This is a genomic window from Dongshaea marina, assembly GCF_003072645.1.
Lineage (GTDB): Bacteria > Pseudomonadota > Gammaproteobacteria > Enterobacterales > Aeromonadaceae > Dongshaea > Dongshaea marina.
Window position 1 is genome coordinate 3,399,786 of sequence record NZ_CP028897.1, and the last position, 22,148, is coordinate 3,421,933.

Here is a 22,148-nt window from a genome sequence, read left to right on the forward strand (position 1 = left end):
GACATCATGAAGTTTTCTCTAGGACCCATCCTCTATTTCTGGCCCCGGGAGAGAGTTGAGGATTTTTATCAAAAAGCCAGCCAATCCCCCTGTGACATCGTTTATCTTGGCGAAACCATCTGCAGCAAACGTAACCAGATACGACCTGAACTGTGGCTGGAGCTGGCGCGGATGCTGGCCGATAGTGGCAAAGAGGTTGTTCTGTCGACCCAGGCACTGATTGAGGCACCCGGCGAGCTCAAGCTGGTGAAGCGTTACTGTGAGAATGGAGAGTTTCGGGTCGAAGCTAATGATCTGGGCGCGGTGCATTATCTCGCCGAGCAGGGCCTACCCTTTGTCTGTGGCCACGCCATCAACTGCTACAACGCTGAGGTGCTGCAGTTGCTCTGCCGCCAGGGGATGAATCGTTGGGTGATGCCGGTTGAGCTCTCCCGGGACTGGCTGGTGAAACTACTTGATCAATGTGCCACCCTCGGAATTAACGATAAGTTTGAGGTGGAGGTGTTTGGCCATGGCTACCTGCCACTGGCTTACTCGGCCCGCTGCTTCACCGCCCGCTCCGAAGATCTCCCTAAAGATGATTGCCAGCTACGCTGTCTCAACCACCCCAATGGCAAGCCGGTAATCAACCAGGATGAGAAGCGGCTGTTTACTCTCAACGGTATCCAGACTCAATCCGGCCTATGCCAAAACCTGCTCAATGATCTGCCCGGCATGCAGGAACTGGTCGATGTGGTTCGATTAAGTCCCCTTGGTGATGGAACTTTCGACTGGCTGGAAAAATTCCGGGCCAATCAACAGGGCGACGCCTCTGAGAAACTCGCAGCCGATGAATTTTGCAACGGTTACTGGCACCGAATCGAAGGGATGGAGCTGCGAAACTGACCGCCGGGAGTGCTGCTCTCTTCCCTGGAGTAAAGAGGTGCAAAATAATGCACCTCTTATCCAGTTCCCTAACAATCCCTCCAGGCAAATCTGCCGGCCCGCAGGTCAAATTATCCTGTTCGCTTTGTACCAATAGCGAACCTTATATATCCTGCGGATAGCCTTTTTTCAGCTGCGCTGCGTTATCGCCGGGGTGCCGGCAGCACATTACTTTTGTACCGCCAAAAGTAATCAAAAGCTCCCTTCGCGTGATGGGTCTGCGTTTTTTGGTCCATCGCGATCACCCAATAAGATCGATAGCGATCACTGAATAATATCGATCGCGATCGCTCAATAATATCGATGGCGATCACTTTTGAGTTTTATATTATTGGGTGATCGGCATGAATATTATGCAGTCCCGACCGAAATGTTATTCATTTCAACTCCCGTTTCGCAGGTGTTTTTTTAACCGGCTATGCTCTCTGTTTGACCTCGAGCGGAGAGCCAGCCATGCCAACGGTGCATATCACCATGCGAAAACTCAAAGAGATCCTCAGACTCAAGTACCAAGGCGGCCTGAGTCACCGCCAGATCGCAAGCAGCCTGTCTGTGTCTCCGTCGACTGTGTCCAATTACTGCAAAAGGGCCCAACAGATGGGGCTATGCCAATGGCCTCTGCCTGCTGAGTGGGATGAAGAGCGGCTGCGCCGTGAGTTCCTTGAGACCCGGATCACGGTTCGTCAGACACCTCCTCTGCCGGATTGGGCCGTGGCCCATCAGGAGCTCAGACGCAAAGGGATGACGCTACAACTCCTGTGGGAGGAGTATGCTGAGCGACATCCCAAGAACCACTACAGCTATAACCATTACTGCATGCGTTATCGTGAGTGGCGTAAATGCCAGTCTCCCTCAATGCGTCAGAGCCATAAAGCCGGTGAAAAACTGTTTGTTGATTACTGCGGTCCAACCGTGCCCATCGTGGATCCGAGGACTGGGGAGGAGCGTCGGGCTCAGATCTTTGTCGCTGTGATGGGTGCATCCAGCTACACCTACGCCGATGCAACCTTGAGTCAGGGGCTGGAAGACTGGGTGATGAGCCATAAACGGGCCTTCGAATTTCTGGGGGGAGTACCAGAGATGATCGTTCCGGATAATCTCAAAAGCGGAGTCAGTAGAGCGTGTCGCTACGAGCCAGATCTCAATCCTACCTATCAGCAGCTGGCTGCACACTATGGTGTTGCAGTGCTTCCTGCCCGTCCTTACAAGCCCAAAGATAAAGCCAAGGCTGAGGTGGGCGTGCAGATCGTTGAGCGCTGGATCCTGGCAAAACTGCGCCATGAGACCTTCTTCAGTCTGGCTCAGCTAAACCAGCGGATCGGGGCTCTGCTCACCGAGTTGAACAATCGCCCGTTCAAGAAGCTGCCGGGAAGCCGTAAATCACAGTTTGAATTGCTAGACAAACCGGTGCTCAAATCGCTGCCTCAAAACCCCTATCAGTTCACCCGGGTGAAGGCGGTTCGGGTTCATATCGACTATCACATCGAGCTCGACAAGCACTACTACTCGGTTCCCTATACCCTGCTCAAACGCAAGCTTGAAGCGCATATCTGCGACAACCTGGTACGGATCTATCATGGTGGTCGCTGTGTCGCGACACATCCACGCAGCTATCAGCAGGGAGGGCAAACCACCCACCCCGATCATATGCCGGTCGCACACCAAAAGCAGATGCAATGGACCCCGGGACGCTTTCTGAACTGGGCTCAGGAGATAGGCCCCTCCACGCTTGCGGTGATCAAACAGCTGCTCTACCGAAAGTCCCACCCGGAGCTTGGATATCGGGCCAGCCTTGGGATCCTCAACCTGGAAAAGCGATATGGACGCCCCCGCTTAGAAGCGGCCTGCCAGCGAGCAGACCGAACGGGCGTTTACTATCAGAAAGGGATCCGCTCCATCCTGGAAAAGGGGCTGGATGGCCAGCCACTGCCCGAAACTCAGCCGGATCGTCTGGCGGAGCTCACTCACCTCAATATCCGTGGCTCAGGCTACTATCACTAAGGATCAAAGATGACAGAACAACTCAAACAGCAACTTCGGGAGCTGAAACTAAGTGGTATCCGGGATGCCCTGGAAAGGCAACATCAGCAACCCGGGCACTACCAGGAACTCGGGTTCGAAGAGCGACTCAGCCTGCTGCTGGAGCAGGAGCTGACGGATCGGTCTCAGCGGCGGATCGAGCGCCTTATCAAGCAGGCCCGATTCCGGCTGCAGGCAAATCTGGAGCAACTGGATTATCGAAGTGATCGCGGCTTGCATAGAGCCCAGATCCGCTCACTGGCAGAGGGATACTGGCTTAGCCTGGGGCAGACTCTGATCCTGACCGGGGCGACCGGGTGCGGGAAAACCTATCTGGCCTGCGCCCTGGGCCATCACTTCTGTCTGCAGGGACTCGGGGTTCGCTACTTCCGGTTTAAAGAGCTGCTGGAGCAACTGCAGCTGGCTCAGGCTGATGGCAGCTATCGAAAGCTGATGGTTCAGTTGAGAAACACGCCGCTTCTGATCCTCGATGACTGGGGACTGGAGTCGCTGAATGCGCTTCAGCGTAGCGATCTACTGGAGTTAATCGATGCTCGCCATGGTCACGGAGCCACACTGATCGGCAGCCAGCTTCCGCTGGAGCACTGGCACACAATGATCGGTGAATCAACCCATGCGGATGCGATCCTGGATCGTCTGGTTCATGGAGCGATCCGTGTAGAATTATGCGGAGAATCGATGAGAAAAATCACCGCAGAGTTGACGGATGCCGATCACTCAGGGTAAAAAATAACCCAGTCTGTGAGACGGGATGTTGAGGTGATCGACATCATATTATTCGGTGATCGCCATCGCGATAATACGCAATGGGTCCTTCCATCAAGCTCCGGTGCTCGGCATCCTGCCTCGAAAACAAAATAGTGGGTTTATCGTTCGCCTCAGCGCTCGCTAACGGGGTTTAAACTCCCCTTTGATTCGCACCGAAGGGTCACGTTGGTGTTTGAGATTGAAGGATATGGATATCCTGAAAGCAGGGTCGAGCCATGGATGGCTCGTTTCTGCGTATCTCATAAAACCAGTGGCTCTGAGGATCAACGCGAATCGGGGGGCACCCTCGGGGTTGTTAGGGGGACAGGGTGAGCAGTTCCTGCCATACAGGATGTATCAATGCCGTGGAAGGCAGGATGCCTGGGAACGGCCTGACCCGCAGGTAGCTTACGTCATCCATGGCTACCGCTACATTCGCACTTCCTTGTGCAGCATCCGCGGTCGGACAATTGTGCCGCAGGCACAAAACCGCCGACCGCAGGTCAAATGATTAAGGTTCGCTTTGTACCAATAGCAAACCTTATATATATCCTGCGGATAACCTTTTTGCAGCTGCGCTGCATGAATGTCGGAATCGCCCGACAGCGAGCAAAGGGGCAAACGCCTTTCCCCTTTGCAATCCCCTAGCGCCCCGAACCTCGCTGCATCCTCGTCTCACCTAAGGCTCAAGGCACCGCTTAGACATCACGTCCATGTGATGGCTAAGCTTTCACGATATCCCTATCGCTCAACCTTAATCCTTAACGGCTCGCCTCGGCGCTCGCTCACGGAGATTTAGGGCCCCGTTGCGCCGAGGGTTTCAAGTAGGAGCACAGAGGGAGTGGCAAGGATGCCACGAAAAGACAACCAGTACATGGAGGTACTGTTTGTCTGTACTTTTGCGAACTTGAAACATGAGGATGAAGCAAATACCGGGGTGTCCTTGGGAGTAAAGAGGGTATTGGACAAGCAATACCCTTTTCCCGCCGCCGCTCGGCAGCGGCAAATGTACCGCTGGCACAAATACTTCAGTCCGAAGGACAAAGTAAAAGCTCGCTTTGTAGCAATAAAGAACATTTGTTCGTGCTATACACAGGCGGCTGATAACACCATGTTCAGGCATTCCACACTCCATGGAACCCTATGAAATATGAGCGGCACCTTAAGGCTGCTACAGCTTGAAACCGAAAAACATCAACTGAACCTAAACCCTCATCAAAAATAAATCACCTATTAATCAATAGATTGAGCCAAACGCCATAGTTATTTCGAAAAATACAGTAATAACGATTTGACACTACACATCATTAATTCTATATTTCCGGATATATCGAATTATAGTTAAGAGAGGTAACTGTCATGAGTCCTGAAATATTTGCGATGTTTAAGGAAGCAGCCCATATGTTTGTTTTCTTAGCCGCAGAGCTTACCATTTTGTTCATTGCCATCAGCTATCTGGTTGGTGTGCTTCAGGAGTTCATCACTCCTGAAAAGATCCAATCGATCTTAAGCTCACGCAAAGGCAAAGGCTATGTGATTGCTGCGCTGCTCGGCTCAATCACTCCATTTTGCTCCTGCTCGACCATCCCCTTTCTCAAGGGGCTACTTCGTGCTCGAGCGGGCTTTGGACCTATGCTGGTATTCCTCTTCAGCAGTCCACTGCTCAACCCGGTGATCATAGGCCTGTTTGTAGTGACCTTTGGGATCAAAGTCGCACTCTTCTATTTCCTGGTTGCCATGCTGGTCTCTATCAGTGCCGGCTTACTCCTGGAAAAGCTGGGCTTTGAAAGGTATGTACGCAAAGAGGCTTATGAGGAAACCGCAACTCCTTCGGGCTGTGGCACTTCAAAAACGAGTTCCGGATGTGGCTGTGATTCAGCGCCTAAGGTGAGTACTTCACACTGTGAGTCAGTGCGTGATCCGAGCAAGGCTTCAGATTGTGCGGGCTCAGTTACGATGAACCTGAGCGGGGAAGCTGTATTGACTATCAAAGAGGAGAGTCGCTGGCTTCGGGTCTGGCGTACAACCTGGAAGGACTTTAAGCAGGTACTGCCTTACCTGCTGGCAGGAATTTTACTCGGATCTTTCATTTACGGCTTTATCCCCACGGATCTGATTGCGCAATACGCAGGGGCTGGTCATTGGTATGCGATTCCCATTGCGGCTGTGATCGGCATCCCGCTGTATATTCGTGCCGAAGCTGTGATCCCCCTGAGTGCGGCCCTGGTCAAGAAAGGGATGGCGATGGGCTCTGTGATGGCACTGATCATCGGTAGTGCCGGAGCCAGCCTCACCGAGGTGATCCTTCTGAAATCTATTTTTAAGAATCAGATGATTGCCGCCTTTTTGACCGTGATCCTGACAATGGCGATCGGTGCAGGCTACCTGTATAGCTACCTGTTTGCCTGACAAGTCCCCCACTCTACCTCTTCTATGAGTAGAGTGGGGTGACACTTCATCACAAAAGTTGAGAGACAGATATGATTAAGAAACCCATAGTCCTGGCACAAATTCTATTGATCTCTTTTATCTTGAGCCTTGTCTCTAAAAACACAGATGTTGTTCAGGCATACCCGATAAGCTCCGCCATCGCCATTGCACTCCTGAGCATTGGCTCCATCATGGTGGCAGGAATACTCCGGGATAGATTGAAGAGTCCGCAGTCATGTTACTCTGACAACAAAGAGGATTGAGTTCATGGCTCGATACGGCATTGAAGCCCTCATCTGTACTGTGTGAATATAATGAAGAGCAAAATAGAGGTGGAGATATCATGAATATTGAGATCGCGGCTAATGCACTCAAGGAGTTGGGTCACCCGACGAGGCTGACCATCTACAAATGCGTGGTGAAGGCTGGATACCAGGGGATCTCAGTGGGCGGGATCCAGGCCCAGCTGAACATTCCAGCCTCAACCCTGTCTCATCATATTTCGGGCCTTGTCTCTGCTGGCCTTGTCAGTCAGAGAAGAGAGAGCAGAACCCTGTATTGTGTTGCCCAATACCAATACCTGGACTCAGTGATCAACTTTCTTGTTGAGGAGTGCTGTATTCACGAGCCGGGCGAGCAGCACCACCGGCCAGGCATTAAGCCCTCAAAGGCCTGAGAGATGGTCATCTCACTTCGGCGGAGCTGAACAATCCGGCCTAAATCTTTTTTGACAGACAAATAGTCTTGCCCTATACCCGCAGTGACACGTGCGAGATAATCGATTTGAGCGAGGAGCAGCGGATAGGCAAGATTGAGTCAACTCGGCAGATCCAAGTTTCAGATGATTTAGATCACCTTGTATCTGATTGTAAATGGTATAGTTGAGCGATGAAAAAAGGCAGACCCCTCACATTCAACCCCGATATCGCACTCTCAAAAGCGATGGAGCTCTTTTGGAAAAAAGGCTTTGAGGCCACCTCAACGGCAGATCTGATGCAGGCGATGGGGCTTTCCAAAAGCAGCCTGTATCAAAAATTTGGCTCCAAGCAACAATTATTCGAGCAGTGCCTGGATCTTTACATCAAAAATGAAAATGCTATCTTCCATGAGTGCATCGAAAATGCGTCATCTGCGAAAGCAGCCATCCTTGAGATGACCCGGTTAATTGCCTTTCCTGCCGAGCAAAGCAAAAACTCAAAGGGCTGCTTCTTTGTAAACTCGATCTGTGAGCTGTCCGAAGACAGCACGGCTAAGCTTGTTTCCTCACGAATCGCAAAAGAGATGGAGAGGACACGCCAGGCGATCGAAGGCCTGTTAGCTCAGGCCCAGAGTGAGGGAGAGATGTGTAACACCAAGTCCCCTAAAGAGCTTTCCTCTTTATTGATGACTTTCATTATCGGGCTAAAAGTCATCAATAAGATGGAAGCCAGCCCAGAGACGGTAAACTCCCTGGTTGAACAGATCCACGAAATCCTAGCATAAAACTATATGTCAGGATCTCGTACTATACTCGCTATCTGGCAAGCCTCTAATGGAGCGCTATTCCCTCTTCATGCCCCTGCTCTACCCTAAACCAACCCCCTGGCTTTTTCAGTAAAAATGCCATGGGGATCATCAGCAGTGACAGTAGCATGGTGAAGAAGAGTATATCGTTAAAGGCGATCATCGCAGACTGGGAGCCGAGCATGTTCTGCAGCAGCGCGACATCCTGTAAGTTAGAGAGCGAATACCCCTGGGCGTGAAGCCAGTTTCTCAGGTTTGGATTAAGCGGAGATAGCTGACCCCCAAGCTCATTCCAGTTCACCTGAGTCAGGCTAACATTGATGGTTGCCATGATGGAGACTCCGATTGAACTCCCTATACTTCGTGCTGAATTAAAAAGCCCTGAAGCTTCATCCCTGTCCTTCGATGAGAATCCCTGAAACGCCAGCTCCATCAAGGGTAGGAAAATAAAGCCGATTGCCAGCCCCTGGAGTATATTTGGAACAAACAACACAGAATCATTCACCAGCAGTGAAAAACTGGTCATCATAAGATAAGAGCTACAGGCGGTGAGTACCAATCCTGTGATGACCAGAAGATAGGCTGGTACTTTACGGATCAGAGCTGACACAAGCATCATGCCAACAATCCCAAAGATACCACGCACAGATATCGCCTCACCGGCACTAAATGCCGGGTACCCCAACAAGGTTTGTAAAAACTGGGGCAACCAGGTGACCAGCCCGACCGCAATCATGACAAAGAACATCAAAATAATAGAGGAGCCGGTAAAAAGTCTGTCTCTGAACAGGTTGAGGTTTATGATGTTCTGCGGGCCTAATTTGATTCCCCGGAGCAAAAACACAATGAAGCTAACGAGCGAAACTCCAGATAGAATTACGATGAGGTTCGAGTCAAACCAATCTTTGGAGGCTCCTTGATCCAGGGTGACCTGAAACGCACCGATACAAAGGCTCATGAGGAGTAACCCATACCAATCGATATTCTTGGGCTGCTTTTCTGTGTCCTTAATGAAGACGACCAGCAGGGGCAGAACCAGCATGATGATCGGGATATTCACGAAAAAATCCCAGTGCCAACTGACATTTTCAGTCAGGTAACCTCCCATGATCGGTCCAAAGACTGGCGCCGCCATCACGCCCATACCATAGATCCCCATGGCAGCTCCCAGCTTTGATTTATCCTTCTCCATGAATAACTCAGTGATGATCGATTGAGATATCGGTGCCATCAGGGCGCCAAAGGCTCCCTGAAACCCACGAAAAATAATCATCTCTTCAAGACTTGTGGATAAACCACACAGCATAGAGAAAATCCCAAAACCAACCACCACTGCGAGTAGTAACTTTATACGACCCAGTCGTGCGGTTAAAAAACCACTCAGGGGCATGACGATGGCAGACATGACCACATAAGAAGTCACCGTCCAGCTGATCTGCTCCTGAGTCGCTCCCAGGGCACCTCCCATATCCTTTAGTGATACAGAGACTATGGTCATGTCGAGAATTTCTACGGCTGTCACCAAAGTCAGTATGCTAGTGACCAACCAGGGAATAAAATTACTCTGTGAGTCAAATGCCTTGCTCATGGTTAAGCCTTGGATGCATTGACGGTCACATTGGCACTGGCCCCCATACGTAACGGCTTGGAAACAGGCAGTGACTGGGTAAACTTAATTTTTACCGGGAATCTCTGAGTCACCTTGACCCAGTTTCCGGTCGCATTCTCGGGTGGCAAAATGGAGAAGCTTGAGCCACTTCCATCACTGATGTCTGCAACTTTTCCGTGAAGCTTGAGCCCGGGATAGAGATCCAGTTCAACATCAACGGACTGACCCACCCTGATCTTAGATAAGTCAGTTTCCTTGAAGTTTGCATCAACCCACCAATTTTTAGACTCAATCACCACGAATTGGGGCTGCATTTCAGTAATCGCATCCCCGGCTCTGAGGCTGAGCTTTTCTATGGTTCCATCTGCAGGAGCCAAAACCCGGGTATGCTGTAAATCTAATTCAGCTTGGGCCAATACCGCTTTCGCCTGACGGAGCTGGGCATTCATATCTCCCGGGTTACCAAGCTCAACCTGAGTCTTATCCAAAGCTTGCCTGGCCACTTTTAAGCTGGACTGAGCAACCGCGAGCCTAGTCTGGGCATCGTCTTTTGCTGAGACAGGACTCTGTCCTGCCGCCACTAGGGCAAGGATCCTGTCGTTATTTTTTTGCGCTAACTGCAGCTGTGATTCTCTCTCCCGGACCATCGCCTTATCACTGAGGATCTGTGCCTGCATCGACTGGATATTCTGCCGAGTGAGATCCAGTTCAGCCTTTGCCTTGGTTACCGCAATCTCAAACGGCCGGGAATCCAGTGTAAATAACAGCTGCCCTTTGGTTACCTCTTGATGATCAGAAACCTCAACCGATGAAACCTGCCCCGACACCTGGCTGGAGATCTGATCGACATGGGCTTTTATATACGCATTGTCAGTACTTGGATGAAGAGAAGAATAGCGCCAGTAAAATGCCAGACACCCCACGACCACCAGTGCAATGACTGCAATGAACACTTTCTTTTTCATGGATAAGCCACCGATATAAAAATAGGAAACACATTATGGGACCGATCGGTCCATAAATTCAAGTGCGAATTTACTGGCCATAGCCAGCAACTTGGTCTCTCTCAGTTTCAGGGGCTCATTTTTACCAGATGAAAGACTTATGAGGAGCTATTTCCAGGGATAAGTAGGAGAGGTCACAATCGGGATAGTAGCCAGCAGGGCTGCCCTGCGCCACAGAGTCATCCCCCAAGCCGATAGTTCAACTCTGATGAAGTGCTCAATAGACGCCAGCAACCATGCTGACCGCCTCCAACACGGCTCAACTAAGCCTTAACAGATGCGGCTTAGTTATAAATAAATTGGCCATTTTTGAAAAAAGTAGAATCATCAAAGGAGAGGCTGCCTCTTGAAAATATAAGGTCCAAATGATGGCTGCCTGAGATCCCTCCGCCAAGCCCAAGGTGTAATCCAGGATGTCTCTCCTCAAAACCCGCATTTCTTCCGTAGAGCTCTTTTATGCCGATATTGGTTCCTATCCCAAACTCTTCAATGATTGAGTTACCCTGGTTGTGGTTAAGATACTTCATGAAGTCATCTCTGAATTGATGATTGTTCGTATGAAAATCAACCACCTTACTAGCCTCAACTTTCAGCATCATTAATTCATCAACGACACCATATTTTATCGCAAAAGGCACGGTGCTTAAAAATGTACCGCTAAAGCATATCTCACCAGATAAATCTTTTATTCTTGTGGCAATCTCTCCTGGAACTACATCCGGATTTCCAAAGCCATCAATAGATGTCCATTTTGCCTCATCATCTAATGTCCCTGTAATTTTCCCTCCATAACCATCATGGTAAGATAGCTTTTTTGCCGCTCCAGATAAGCAAATCAGATCATTATTGATAGCTCTAATCGTATCTGGCCCCTCTTGAAATGCGGTATCAAAATAGACGCCATAATCTTTAAAGATCACAGACTTCTTCCATGTTCGAGACAAAACGTTTTTGAGTTCAACAATGAATGACGGGCCCTTGGGCATAGGTTTTTTAAGTGTTGCCGAAGAGTATATAAAGATGTAAATATCTGATGAATCAATCTGCTCTTCAACATAATCGGAGGGAGATAGAGACAAATTAATGACATTAACACTGGATATATTTTTCAAGTGACATGATTCAGAAATAGCTAAAGACAACTGCATATTCTCTTCATCTGAACCTATGAGAACTCTGATGTTATTACCTTGCTTTACCTTTTCTGAGATGGCTGGATGATTCTTTAAGCATTCATACATGTTATAAATACTTTGGCTCTTCATTTCAAATCCTATATTCCTCTTTATCAAGATAAAATATAGAGGATGAAACATCCTCTATATCATGACATGTCTTATGGCCAAAGCGCTGTACCAAAAGGTACCACTGCACTTTCATTCATGATTTCAACACCATCTTCATGCGTTTCTTCATCTAACCACTCTTCAAAAACTATATCCTGCATTGGAATTTCTCCTTACTGAATGCCTAATTTAGAATGCTTGCTTAAAGAGTCTTGAGACTCGAATAGAACCCTACCACACCCACAGCAACGATCAACACCCCAGCAACAACCACATTACATTTATGTTACATGCATTCATCCTGTCACCTCCTACATCTACAAAAAACGACAAGTATGAATTTCTTAAGGCAAGTGCCCTTGAATCAAAGTTGTAGGATGCAACTCTCATAAAGAAAGTTAGCCGCAATTAGTCATGAAGCTGAACGGCACATAAGAAGAGAGCGAAAGGACAAGCCCGGCAGAAACAACGGATCTTCTCGGAGTTGAGGAAACAGCAAAGTCCTTAGTCTACTGAACCAAACTCTATCAATGGGTCTTTGCGAGATCACCAAGCTGAGTAAAGCTAGCGTTGTGAGCGAGCCCGGCAACATTATCGATGCAAATTAAGGGAGTAAATCTCACTTCAACTTAGGATCTTTTAATCCGACTTTTGGCTGGTTCAGTGCCAACTCCAGCAAGGCGTAGCGGTGAGTCGGCTGGGCATAGGAGTTTTGTGCAATCGCCAACCTGAAAAAGTAGTTAGCTAATTGATTGTTTCCTTTAAGTTGCTGATATTTCCCAAGGTAAAAGTAACTGGCACACAGATGCTCGGCCAGGGTCCGGTTGTTACTCGACAGGGCCACACTCTGAGTGAGCAGCTCCCGATGTGGCAACTCACCCAGGTAGTAGTGACTCAAAGAGAGCACCAGTCCCTTACTTTGGCTGTTTTGCTGCCAGCTCTTTAGCTCTTGAATCGCCCTGTCAGGATCATCTTTATAGCGAGCCAGATAACGCCACAGGGCGGCTTCCGCAAAATAGGGGTGATGATTCAAAAGCCACTGGAAATCGTCGATCGCCAGCTGGGGGCGTCGACCATAGAGAAGAGCCACCCCTCGCTGCAGATAGACCTCAAATTCGTCGGGATTCAGTTCAATCGCCGAGTCAAACTCATCATAGGATTGAGGGATCTTATTATTTTGCAGCAGGTAGAGGCCAAGGCTAAAATGCACATCGGCAAAATCCGGGCGCAGCCTCAGGGAGCGATTAAAGTCGACCAGAGCCAGGGCCCCCTGCCCCAGTCTATCCCAGATCACCCCGCGCTCGTAATGCAGCCTTGCCTGCTCAACCTGCTCCAGATCTTTTTGAGCCAGCAGGTGACCCAGCTGGAAGACCGCCCACTGATCCTGTTGGGTCGATTGAAGAGGCAGGGCCATCGGTGGGTAGTCGCTCACTTTCCCCCCCGGGAGCTGCAGCCTAAAAGGCCCGCCGCTAACAGGGCAATCGCGATCCAGCGCTGGAATACACCTCCTGACATCGGGCCTCCTGCCTCACCTCATCCGATATGTTAGTTAACGGCACTCTTTCCCTTAAGCTTAGCTTGGGTTTTCAATCGGGTAGCCCGCCTCCTTCCAGCCGCGAAAACCACCATCCATGCTGATCACCTGCTGATACCCCATCTTGTTGAGATTATCCGCCGCCAGGATGGAGCGAAAGCCGCCACCGCAGTAGAGCACCAGAGGGGTTTCTTTGTCAGGAAACAGCTGCTCAATGTCGCGCTCGATCACCCCTTTTCCAAGGTGAGTGGCACCCGGAAGCTTGCCGGACCGGAGTTCATCCGCCTCACGAACATCCAGCAATACAAACTCGCCCTCAGGATATCTTGCCTTTACCCAGTGAACATCCACCTCACGAACACAGGGGCGAACCCTATTAACCAGGGATAAAAAACCTTCGCTATGTTGCATCTTTGTGCTCCTTAATTAAAAAAAGGAGCGCTATTGCGCTCCTTTATCACTCGAGTCAATCCAGAGACGATCTAAGGCAGATCGGCCCCTTCTTTCTCAACCTTAGGCGGCATCAGGTGTTCGCGCTTCACACCCAGGAACATGGCAAAGGCACTTGCCACATAGATGGATGAGTAGGTACCAAAACCGATACCGATCACCAACAAGAGTGAGAAGTTGTGGATCATGGCGCCGCCCCAGACATACAGGGAGATCACCACCACCAGAGTCGTTGCCGAGGTGATCAGGGTCCGGCTCAGGGTCTCGGTCATCGATACATCGATGATCCGCACCGAGTCGCCCTTACGCAGACGCCGGAAGTTCTCCCGCACCCGGTCGAATACCACTATGGTATCGTTGAGTGAGTAACCCACCACGGTCAGTACGGCGGCCAGCACCGTGAGATCAAACTCGATATGGAAGAACGAGAAGATCCCCACAGTGATGATCACGTCGTGGGCCAGGGCCAATACGGCTCCCAGCGCCAGACGCCACTCAAAGCGCATCGAGACATACATCAGGATACACAACAGAGCCACCAGAACCGCGAGTCCACCCTGCCAGGCAAGTTGTTTACCCACGGATGGGCCAACAAACTCCATCTGCTTGAGGGTTGCAGAGGGATACTTACTCTGCACCGCATCCATCAGCTGCTGACCCTGTTGGGCTGCCTTGAGGTCTTTGCTCGGGGCCATCCGGATCATAATGTCACGGCTGGTGCCATAGTTCTGCACCAGGGCATCAACACCCTTCTCCTTAAGTACCTCACGCACCCCCGGCAGATCAGCCGCATGGCTGAAGCTTATCTCGATGACGGTACCACCGGTGAAATCAAGACCCCAGTTAAATCCCTTGATACAGATACTGGCAACAGCCAGTACCACCAAAATCAAAGAGAATACCGACGCCGGAACCGCAAACCTCATAAAAGGGATAGTCCGGCCTGGCTTCAAAATCTGAAACATTTTGAAATACCCCTTAAATAGACAGAGATTTCACGCGCTTGCCACCCCAGATGAGGTTAACAATGGCACGTGTACCTGTGATTGCAGTAAACATGGAAGCCGCAATACCGATCATCAGGGTCACCGCAAAGCCCTTCACCGAGCCGGTACCTATGGCAAACAGGATCACCGCTGAGATCAGCGTGGTCACGTTCGCATCGGCGATGGTCGAGAAGGCTCGTTCATACCCCAAACTAATCGCCTGCTGGATTCCCCGCCCGGCATTGAGCTCCTCGCGTATTCGCTCGAAGATCAGGACGTTGGCGTCAACCGCCATCCCCATGGTCAGGACCATACCGGCAATGCCAGGCAGTGTCATGGTCGCCCCCGGAATGAGAGACATGGCTCCCACAATCAGCACCAGGTTGCACAAGACCGCCAGGTTGGCGATGAGGCCAAACTTACGATAGTAGATCATCATGAACACCAGCAGGATCAGGGTGCCATAAACCATGGCCTGAAAACCGTGCTTGATGTTCTGCTGACCCAGGCTTGGACCGATTGTGCTTTCACCAATGATCTGGATCGGTGCGATCAGAGCACCGGCACGCAACAGCAGCGCCAGGTTGTGAGCTTCATTGATGTTCTCAAGGCCGGTGATCCGGAAGTTGCGCCCCAGACGTGACTGAATGGTCGCCACGTTGATCACCTCTTCCACCTTCTTGAACTTAGGCTTCTCACCCGCTTTTGGCTTGCCAACCGGCTTGTACTGAATAAACACGGTCGCCATCGCCTTACCGACGTTGTCCTTGGTGAACTCGGACATGCGGTTTCCGCCACTACCATCAAGCTTGATACTAACCTGAGGTCGGCTGTACTCATCAAAGGCAGACTGAGCATCAGTGATGTGGTTACCCGTCAGGATCACCTGCTTTTTCAGAACAACCGGCTGGTCATTCTTGTTATACAGCAGTTGATCACCCGGAGGTACCTGGCCCGCTGCAGCTGCAGCCGGATCGGCATTCTCATCCACCATCCGGAACTCAAGGGTTGCGGTCGCACCGAGGATCTCCTTGGCACGGGTAGCATCCTGAACCCCTGGTAATTCAACGATAATCCGATCGGCGCCCTGGCGCTGAACCAGTGGCTCGGAAACCCCCAACTCGTTGACCCGGTTACGGATAATGGTGATGTTCTGCTGCAGCGCATATTCCTGGGTTTCCTGCAGCTTTTTCTGAGTCATCGCCGCCGTCATAGCAAAACGGCCGCCCTGATTCGCCTCAGTAAACAGGAAATCCCGGTAATGCTCACGCAGGTAGCTCATCGCCTTGGTGCGGGATTCTTCATTACGGAACTGCAGATAGATCTGATCCTTCTGCTGGCGAATGCCGGAATAACGAATTCGCTCTGTTCTCAGGTCGGTCCTGAAATCCTGAACAGTCTGAGCAAGGGTCTTATTGATCGCCTCATTCATATCGACCTGCATCTGGAAGTGGATCCCACCACGCAGATCGAGTCCGAGCTTCATCGGACTGCCACCGATCGCCTTGAGCCAGGCTGGTGTTGCCGGTGCCAGGTTGAGAGCAACTACATAGTTGCTCCCAAGCGCCTTGGCAACAACGCCCTGAGCCTTGAGCTGATCGTCAGTGTCATGAAACCGAACCAGGATCTGGGAATCATCAAAACTGACGCTCTTGAACGGGATCTTATCCTTCTCAAGCACATCTTTGATCTGATCCAGCGACTGCACCTGCAGTGCATCTCCGTGGGAGTTGGAGACCTGCAGGGCAGGATCCTCTCCATAGAGGTTCGGAGCTGCGTAAAGAAACCCGATGACGATGACAAACAACACCAACAGGTACTTCCACAGCGGATATCTGTTTAGCACTTAACGCTCCTTGCTCCCAGTTACATAGACTGGATAGAACCCTTAGGCAGTACCGCGGTAACAAAGTCACGCTTGATGGTGATCTTGGTCTGCTCATCCAGAGACAGAACAACAAAACCCGTGTCAGTGATCTTAACGATCTTACCTACCAAACCACCTGAGGTGAGTACCTCATCACCCTTAGACAAGGATGACATCAGGTTTTTATGCTCCTTGGCACGCTTGGACTGGGGGCGGTAGATCATGAAGTAGAAGATCGCAGCAAAGATCACCAGGATGATGATCATCTGAAATCCACCACCTGCCGGCTGACCCGCTTCTCCCGCGGCATGGGCTGCACTAACCCCAAAAAAGCTGCTTAAAGACATTTATCGTTCCTCTTCGTTATTAGAAGTTCACACTGATTAATCAATGGCCGCCGGGACAGGCTTGCCCTGACGCTCATAGAACTCTTTTATAAATTGATCCAGCGTATCGCTGTCAATTGCATCCCTCAATCCCTGCATCAAACGCTGATAGTAGCGCAAGTTGTGGATGGTGTTGAGACGTGCTCCCAAAATTTCGTTACATTTATCCAGGTGATGCAGGTAAGAACGTGAATAGTTCTTACAGGTATAGCAATCACAATCGGCATCCAGCGGCCCGGTATCGGTACGATGACGGGCATTACGGATCTTGATCACCCCTTCGGTGGTGAAGAGATGGCCGTTTCGGGCATTACGGGTTGGCATCACGCAGTCGAACATGTCGATACCGCGGCGGACCCCTTCCACCAGATCTTCCGGCTTGCCCACGCCCATCAGGTAGCGAGGCTTATCTTCAGGGATCTTAGGGCAGATGTGCTCCAGGATCCGGTGCATATCTTCCTTGGGCTCACCCACTGCCAGGCCGCCGACTGCATAGCCGTCAAAGCCGATGCTCTGTAGACCTTCCAGGGATACATCGCGCAGATGCTCATAGACACCGCCCTGAATGATGCCAAACAAAGAGGCGTTACGCTGCTCTTCGCCGTTCTGCTCATTAAAACGATCGCGGCTACGCTTGGCCCAGCGCAGAGACATCTGCATCGACTTATCCGCTTCGGCTTCGGTCGCCGGATAAGGGGTGCACTCATCAAAACACATCACCACATCGGAGCCCAGATCGTACTGGACCTCCATCGATTTCTCGGGGAGAGGAATACCTTTTCACCATTAATCGGGCTGCGGAAGTGAACTCCTTCCTCTTTGATCTTGCGCAGATCTCCAAGGCTGAAGACCTGGAAACCACCGGAATCGGTGAGGATGGGTCCTTGCCAGTTCATGAAGTCATGAAGATCACCGTGCTGACGCATGATCTCCTGGCCGGGACGCAGCCACAGATGGAAAGTATTGCCAAGCAGGATATGAGCGCCGGTATCTGCAACCTCTTCGGGTGTCATCCCTTTTACCGTACCATAGGTTCCAACCGGCATGAATGCCGGGGTTTCTACTGTGCCACGCTCAAACTTAAGGCGCCCGCGGCGCGCCCGGCCACAGGTCTTGTCTAACTCAAACTTCATTGTCACTCCAGGTCAGAAATACAGTCTGACTCACTCAAACAGTTAAGCCGAACGCTGACGGCTCAGGAACATCGCATCTCCGTAGCTAAAGAAACGATACTCTTTCTTCACCGCCTCATTGTATGCCTTGAGAATGTTCTCTTTTCCGGCAAAGGCGGAGACCAGCATGATCAGGGTCGACTCAGGCAGATGAAAGTTAGTAATCATCGCATCTACCAGCTGAAACTCAAAGCCCGGGTAGATAAAAATATCGGTATCGTCGAAAAAGGGAGCAAGCGGCTTATTTTGTGCCAACGTGACCCGAGCGGCACTCTCTAATGAGCGAACCGAAGTGGTGCCAACGGCAATGATCCGTCCACCCTGTTCACGGGTTTTGGTGATCTGATCCACAACCTCCTGGGAGAGCTCCACATACTCGGAGTGCATCTTGTGCTCTTCGATGTTGTCGACCCGTACCGACTGGAAGGTTCCGGCACCCACATGCAGGGTGACAAAGGCAAATTCCACACCCTTGGCCTTTAGCTTCTCCAGCATCAGCTCATCGAAATGCAGCCCCGCGGTTGGCGCGGCAACGGCACCTGGCTTTTCGTTATACACCGTCTGATAGCGCTCCTTATCGGAGTCTTCATCGGCGCGATCGATATAGGGAGGAAGGGGAATATGGCCAAACTCTTCCAGTAACTCAAGCACCGGGCGCTCTCCCTGGATCTCCAGCAGGAACAGATCGCCCTGGCGACCTTTCACTTCGGCGTGAACCGCCTGCTCGAAAATAAGCTTGGTGCCGGGCTTCGGCGCCTTGGATGCCCGCAGATGGGCCAGGATCTGCTGGCCATCGAGCAAGCGCTCCACCAACATCTCGACTTTACCGCCCGTCTCTTTTTGACCAAACATCCGTGCCGGAATAACCCGGGTGTTGTTAAACACCATCAGATCACCAGGGCGAACCTGCTCCAGCAGATCTGCAAACATACCATGACACAGCTCACCACTGTTGCCATCGAGTTGCAGCAGACGACTCCCCGCCCGCTCGGGCATGGGATAACGCGCGATAAGCTCATCGGGAAGGTCAAAAAAGAAATCAGACAGCTGCATGATTACCACCAATTAATACAATTCAGGCGGCTAGTCTAGTGAGGCACTGACCGAGGATCAAGCAAAGAAAGCAAACTCAAGGCCAAACGAGGCCAAATCCAGTGAAAAGCTCCCCCTTTGGCCCCCTCAACCCAGTGGATTGTTGTCGAAAGGGCTCGCCCTCACCTGAATTTGGCAAAGCTCTCGATCGCCTTGAGGACCCGGCGGCAGACATCGGACAACTGCCGGGAGCGTAATCGATACAGAGCGATTTGGTGGTCATCGAAAAACGTCAGGGGCTTTTCAAGTTCGATCAGTTCACCACTTTTGAGCTCCTGCTCGACATTCATTCGGGTGGTGATGGTGAATGCCAGGCCACGTTTGGCAAGCTCAATACAGGAGAGCATGTTATTGATCTCATAGCGGTGTGCGCCATTTTTTTTGAGCTCGTTTCTCAGGGTATCGGATAAGCCCCGGCGGTAGCCGGTCGATATATAAGGCAGTGCCCAGGGGCATTTAAGCAGATCGTCTTCCTGTTTCAAAAAAGGGCTATTCGGAGAGCCGACACAGATCAGGGGATAACTCAACACAGGAGTCGCCACGAAGCGCTCAGGGTGGGAAACATAGTTGATCTCTTGCCCGTCATAGAGCACAAAGTCAACCTCATGGCTGAGGAGTTTTTTGCTCAGCTCTTCAAAGGTACCATCACAGATCCTCAGCTGGAGATCAGGAAAGTGAGTATAGAGCAGCTCAGCTAAAGGAACCGTGACCATTTGTGAAACCAGCGGGCCACAGCCGATGCGTACCTCACCAAGCTCCCCAGGGCGATCTGCTCGGCGCGCAGTTCGAAGCTGCGGGTCGCGGATACTATATCCAGCGCATGTTCATATAGGCCATGAGCGGCATCACTGGGAGACATCTCCCGGGTATGGCGGTAAAAGAGAGTCAGACCCAGCAACTCTTCCAGCTTCTTCAGGCTCTTGGTGATGGCAGATTGAGTGACACCACACTCCTTGGCTGCTGCCGAGATACTTTTGAGCTCGTAAATTTGGATAAAGTGCTCAAGTTGATTCATCCCGATGTTCTGCATTCTCTGTACTCCGAAGCTGAATGTTTAGCTACTAATCGCCACTGCCCCTATTCCAACATGGAATTCAGTTAGTCGCATCATGCATGCCAGCAAGGTTTAAGCTATGTCGTCTTCTTTTTACGAACGCTTGTTATTATGACAAATTTTCACCTGAAAGCCTTTAAAATCATCTTTGCAGCCCTCTTTGTGACCTCCCTTCTATGTCACAGCGTCTTTGCGACGCCAGCCCCGGAGGGGATTTTTCAAAAAATTGAAAACACCACACCGGCACAGCGAGCCACCCGGCAAACCCAAATGATGAGCAAAAAACTCAACCTCACCCCGGCTCAAAAGAGTAAGGTCGAAAACATCAATCTTAAATACGCTAAAAAAGCGCAACAGATAGTGGATTCAGACAGCTGGCGCCTTGGCAAGGCCCGCGAACTACGCGAGCTGGTTTTTCAAAAAAATGACCAGCTGCAGGCCGTGCTCAATCATGCTCAGTTTGAGCACTATCAAAGGATCCAGCAGCAACGGATGCAGGCCATGGTTAATGGCTGAGCTCTCTAAAGCCAGTCTCATCGCTCCACTCCCCACAGTAAGTTGCCAACTTGTTTGGATACCCTGTCTCTATCCCCGGCTACGCCACTTCACCGTGGCCGGGATCTGCAGCTGAAATTCCGTCAATGTCTGCTGTTCAATCAGGGCTGTCGCCAGCTCAAACCCCACCCGGGCGATCTGCTGACAATCCTGAGCGATCGAGTCCACCGGCCAGGGCAGGTAATTGAGCATCTCATAATCATCAAAGGTTCCAAGCCGGATCTCAGTGCCCAGGTGTGACTGCTCATGCACAAAGCGCAGCACCCCCTCCATCAGGGAGTAAGAGGCGGTAAACAGGGCCTCAGGTAAGCTACCTAGTTCCTGATAGAGCTGCTTGACCATCCGGTAACCCGTATCGGGCTGATAATCCTGCTCACGTATCCAGGATGTTTGCTCGGTGAGTCCAGCCTGCTGCAGGCCCAGCCTAAAACCCTCTAAACGATGGCGACTCGGTGAATACTGGGGCTGGCCCCCAGATAATAAACCGCGGGCTGGTCGGCGGCCAACGAAGCAACAAGCTCTTGTGTCGAACTGACCGCATCCGAGATCACATAGGGAAGTGACGAGTCTGCAATACAGCGATCGATCTGCACTACGGGGCAGTTTTTCTGGTGGATCGATTGGTATAAATCATCTTCCTCGAGGGATGAAGCAACTAACAAGGCATCAACCTGGCGAGCCAGCACGCTGCGAACCACCTCCTGCTCAAGGGATGGATCATCCTGAGTACAGGCCAATAACAACTGGTAGCCCGCCTCACGCGCCTGGTGCTCCAGCTCGCGGGCAATGGTCACAAAACCCAAATTGGTAAAATCCGGGATCACCAGGGCCAGGGTCTGACTGCGCCCGGAGCGCAGGGTGCGGGCAGAAAAACTCGGTGTATATTCACAGCGCCGGGCTGCCTCCTGAACTCTGAGCTGAGTTGCCTCAGCGATACGGTACTTCTTACTGGAGCCGTTGAGAACCAGGCTGGCGGTGGTCTTAGAGACCCCGGCCTGGCGCGCAACCTCCTCAATGGTAGCTCGTTTTCGGACTGTCACAAGCAAAGACTCGACTGAAAAAAAAGATTCATTCTACGCCTATCTTTTCAAGGATCCAGTAGTTCACATCCGCTGCCCCGGTGACCAGGGTGAGCTCAGGGTCACCCTCCTGACAGTAAAAACGACTACTCATGACTGCCTCCCCTGGTTGATGAATATCTCCAGGGTGCTGTGATCGACAAAGATCTGCAGCTGCCTCACCCTGCCCTGCCAAAGCCTTTGCTGCCAGCCCTCCTGCCAGTCATTTCGTTCCAATATGAGTCTGTTGTCGGTGCAACGAATTCTGAGCGCGCCTTCAACCTCAAGCTCAAGCTCTCCCCTGAGCTTTACCAGCAGCTCAGCCGAGCTCACCGCAAACCTGTCGCCGGGATTGGCAAGCCCACACCACGCCTGACGCCTCAGTTGCCGGCTCTCAGAGACGGGCTGTTGGTAGAGCCGCCCCTCCTCAACTTTCAGCTCTCTGACCATG

At 51.2% G+C, this 22,148-nt stretch carries 24 protein-coding genes and 1 pseudogene; 9 read left to right on the plus strand and 16 right to left on the minus strand.

The window, feature by feature from the left end:
• Positions 1-6 precede the first annotated feature (6 nt).
• The 8 genes from DB847_RS15935 (at position 7) to DB847_RS15975 (ending at position 7,623) form a co-directional block, all read left to right on the plus strand.
• Complete coding sequence (locus tag DB847_RS15935) at positions 7-885, plus strand: U32 family peptidase (protein ID WP_108651583.1); 879 nt, start codon at positions 7-9, stop codon at positions 883-885.
• A gap of 492 nt (positions 886-1,377) precedes the next feature.
• A complete protein-coding gene (istA, locus tag DB847_RS15940; protein WP_108649425.1) occupies positions 1,378-2,925 on the plus strand; it encodes an IS21 family transposase in 1,548 nt (515 codons plus the stop codon).
• Positions 2,926-2,934: 9 nt separating this feature from the next.
• Complete coding sequence (gene istB / locus DB847_RS15945; protein WP_108649424.1) at positions 2,935-3,690, plus strand: IS21-like element helper ATPase IstB; 756 nt, start codon at positions 2,935-2,937, stop codon at positions 3,688-3,690.
• A gap of 871 nt (positions 3,691-4,561) precedes the next feature.
• Entirely contained in the window at positions 4,562-4,858 is a 297-nt protein-coding gene (locus DB847_RS15955) for a hypothetical protein (protein WP_108651585.1), read from the plus strand.
• 254 nt (positions 4,859-5,112) lie between these two features.
• Positions 5,113-6,120: a permease gene (locus DB847_RS15960; RefSeq protein WP_234418417.1), complete on the plus strand. Its 1,008-nt coding sequence runs from the start codon at positions 5,113-5,115 to the stop codon at positions 6,118-6,120.
• A gap of 71 nt (positions 6,121-6,191) precedes the next feature.
• Entirely contained in the window at positions 6,192-6,404 is a 213-nt protein-coding gene (locus tag DB847_RS15965) for a hypothetical protein (protein ID WP_108651587.1), read from the plus strand.
• Positions 6,405-6,484: 80 nt separating this feature from the next.
• The gene (locus tag DB847_RS15970) at positions 6,485-6,817 is read left to right on the plus strand and encodes an ArsR/SmtB family transcription factor (RefSeq protein WP_108651588.1); all 333 of its coding nucleotides are present in this window, start codon (positions 6,485-6,487) and stop codon (positions 6,815-6,817) included.
• Positions 6,818-7,029: 212 nt separating this feature from the next.
• The gene (locus DB847_RS15975) at positions 7,030-7,623 is read left to right on the plus strand and encodes a TetR/AcrR family transcriptional regulator (protein ID WP_108651589.1); all 594 of its coding nucleotides are present in this window, start codon (positions 7,030-7,032) and stop codon (positions 7,621-7,623) included.
• 46 nt (positions 7,624-7,669) lie between these two features.
• Here DB847_RS15975 and DB847_RS15980 read toward each other — a convergent pair whose 3' ends face one another.
• The 13 genes and pseudogenes from DB847_RS15980 to DB847_RS16040 all read right to left on the minus strand — a co-directional run bounded on the left by DB847_RS15980 (position 7,670) and on the right by DB847_RS16040 (position 20,060).
• The gene (locus DB847_RS15980; RefSeq protein ID WP_108651590.1) at positions 7,670-9,232 is read right to left on the minus strand and encodes a DHA2 family efflux MFS transporter permease subunit; all 1,563 of its coding nucleotides are present in this window, start codon (positions 9,230-9,232) and stop codon (positions 7,670-7,672) included.
• Between the two features lie 2 nt (positions 9,233-9,234).
• On the minus strand, positions 9,235-10,218 hold the full coding sequence (locus tag DB847_RS15985; RefSeq protein ID WP_108651591.1) for an HlyD family secretion protein: 984 nt from the start codon (positions 10,216-10,218) through the stop codon (positions 9,235-9,237).
• A gap of 323 nt (positions 10,219-10,541) precedes the next feature.
• Entirely contained in the window at positions 10,542-11,522 is a 981-nt protein-coding gene (locus DB847_RS15990) for a M29 family metallopeptidase (protein WP_108652998.1), read from the minus strand.
• A 640-nt stretch (positions 11,523-12,162) separates the two neighbouring features.
• The gene (locus tag DB847_RS15995; protein WP_159084674.1) at positions 12,163-12,975 is read right to left on the minus strand and encodes a lipoprotein NlpI; all 813 of its coding nucleotides are present in this window, start codon (positions 12,973-12,975) and stop codon (positions 12,163-12,165) included.
• Positions 12,972-13,058 carry an MprA protease, GlyGly-CTERM protein-sorting domain-containing form gene (mprA, locus tag DB847_RS26695; RefSeq protein WP_108651593.1) on the minus strand — a complete coding sequence of 29 codons (87 nt, stop codon included), beginning with the start codon at positions 13,056-13,058 and terminating at the stop codon, positions 12,972-12,974. The genes DB847_RS15995 and mprA overlap by 4 nt, the downstream gene beginning before the upstream one ends.
• A 58-nt stretch (positions 13,059-13,116) precedes the next feature.
• Positions 13,117-13,488: a rhodanese-like domain-containing protein gene (locus DB847_RS16005; protein WP_108651594.1), complete on the minus strand. Its 372-nt coding sequence runs from the start codon at positions 13,486-13,488 to the stop codon at positions 13,117-13,119.
• Between the two features lie 71 nt (positions 13,489-13,559).
• Entirely contained in the window at positions 13,560-14,492 is a 933-nt protein-coding gene (secF, locus tag DB847_RS16010) for a protein translocase subunit SecF (protein ID WP_108651595.1), read from the minus strand.
• Between the two features lie 13 nt (positions 14,493-14,505).
• A complete protein-coding gene (gene secD, locus DB847_RS16015) occupies positions 14,506-16,359 on the minus strand; it encodes a protein translocase subunit SecD (RefSeq protein ID WP_108651596.1) in 1,854 nt (617 codons plus the stop codon).
• Between the two features lie 20 nt (positions 16,360-16,379).
• Positions 16,380-16,727, minus strand: a complete 348-nt coding sequence (gene yajC, locus DB847_RS16020; RefSeq protein WP_108651597.1) for a preprotein translocase subunit YajC — start codon at positions 16,725-16,727, stop codon at positions 16,380-16,382.
• A 36-nt stretch (positions 16,728-16,763) separates the two neighbouring features.
• Positions 16,764-17,899 (minus strand): annotated as a pseudogene (gene tgt / locus DB847_RS16025) (tRNA guanosine(34) transglycosylase Tgt).
• A gap of 42 nt (positions 17,900-17,941) precedes the next feature.
• Positions 17,942-18,991, minus strand: coding sequence for a tRNA preQ1(34) S-adenosylmethionine ribosyltransferase-isomerase QueA (queA, locus tag DB847_RS16030; protein WP_108651598.1), 1,050 nt, complete (start codon positions 18,989-18,991; stop codon positions 17,942-17,944).
• 161 nt (positions 18,992-19,152) lie between these two features.
• The gene (locus DB847_RS16035; RefSeq protein WP_108651599.1) at positions 19,153-19,743 is read right to left on the minus strand and encodes a substrate-binding domain-containing protein; all 591 of its coding nucleotides are present in this window, start codon (positions 19,741-19,743) and stop codon (positions 19,153-19,155) included.
• Complete coding sequence (locus DB847_RS16040) at positions 19,725-20,060, minus strand: LysR family transcriptional regulator (protein ID WP_108651600.1); 336 nt, start codon at positions 20,058-20,060, stop codon at positions 19,725-19,727. The genes DB847_RS16035 and DB847_RS16040 overlap by 19 nt, the downstream gene beginning before the upstream one ends.
• A gap of 135 nt (positions 20,061-20,195) precedes the next feature.
• Between DB847_RS16040 and DB847_RS16045 the strand changes: the two genes are divergently transcribed.
• Entirely contained in the window at positions 20,196-20,600 is a 405-nt protein-coding gene (locus DB847_RS16045) for a hypothetical protein (RefSeq protein ID WP_108651601.1), read from the plus strand.
• 69 nt (positions 20,601-20,669) lie between these two features.
• Here the strand turns inward: DB847_RS16045 and DB847_RS25115 are convergent, their stop codons facing one another.
• The 3 genes from DB847_RS25115 to DB847_RS26700 form a co-directional block, all read right to left on the minus strand.
• The gene (locus DB847_RS25115) at positions 20,670-21,062 is read right to left on the minus strand and encodes a substrate-binding domain-containing protein (protein WP_325049174.1); all 393 of its coding nucleotides are present in this window, start codon (positions 21,060-21,062) and stop codon (positions 20,670-20,672) included.
• 11 nt (positions 21,063-21,073) lie between these two features.
• Positions 21,074-21,679, minus strand: a complete 606-nt coding sequence (locus tag DB847_RS25120) for a LacI family DNA-binding transcriptional regulator (RefSeq protein WP_199911593.1) — start codon at positions 21,677-21,679, stop codon at positions 21,074-21,076.
• Between the two features lie 129 nt (positions 21,680-21,808).
• Positions 21,809-22,147, minus strand: coding sequence for a GH32 C-terminal domain-containing protein (locus tag DB847_RS26700; protein ID WP_407644464.1), 339 nt, complete (start codon positions 22,145-22,147; stop codon positions 21,809-21,811).
• Position 22,148: the final 1 nt, after the last annotated feature.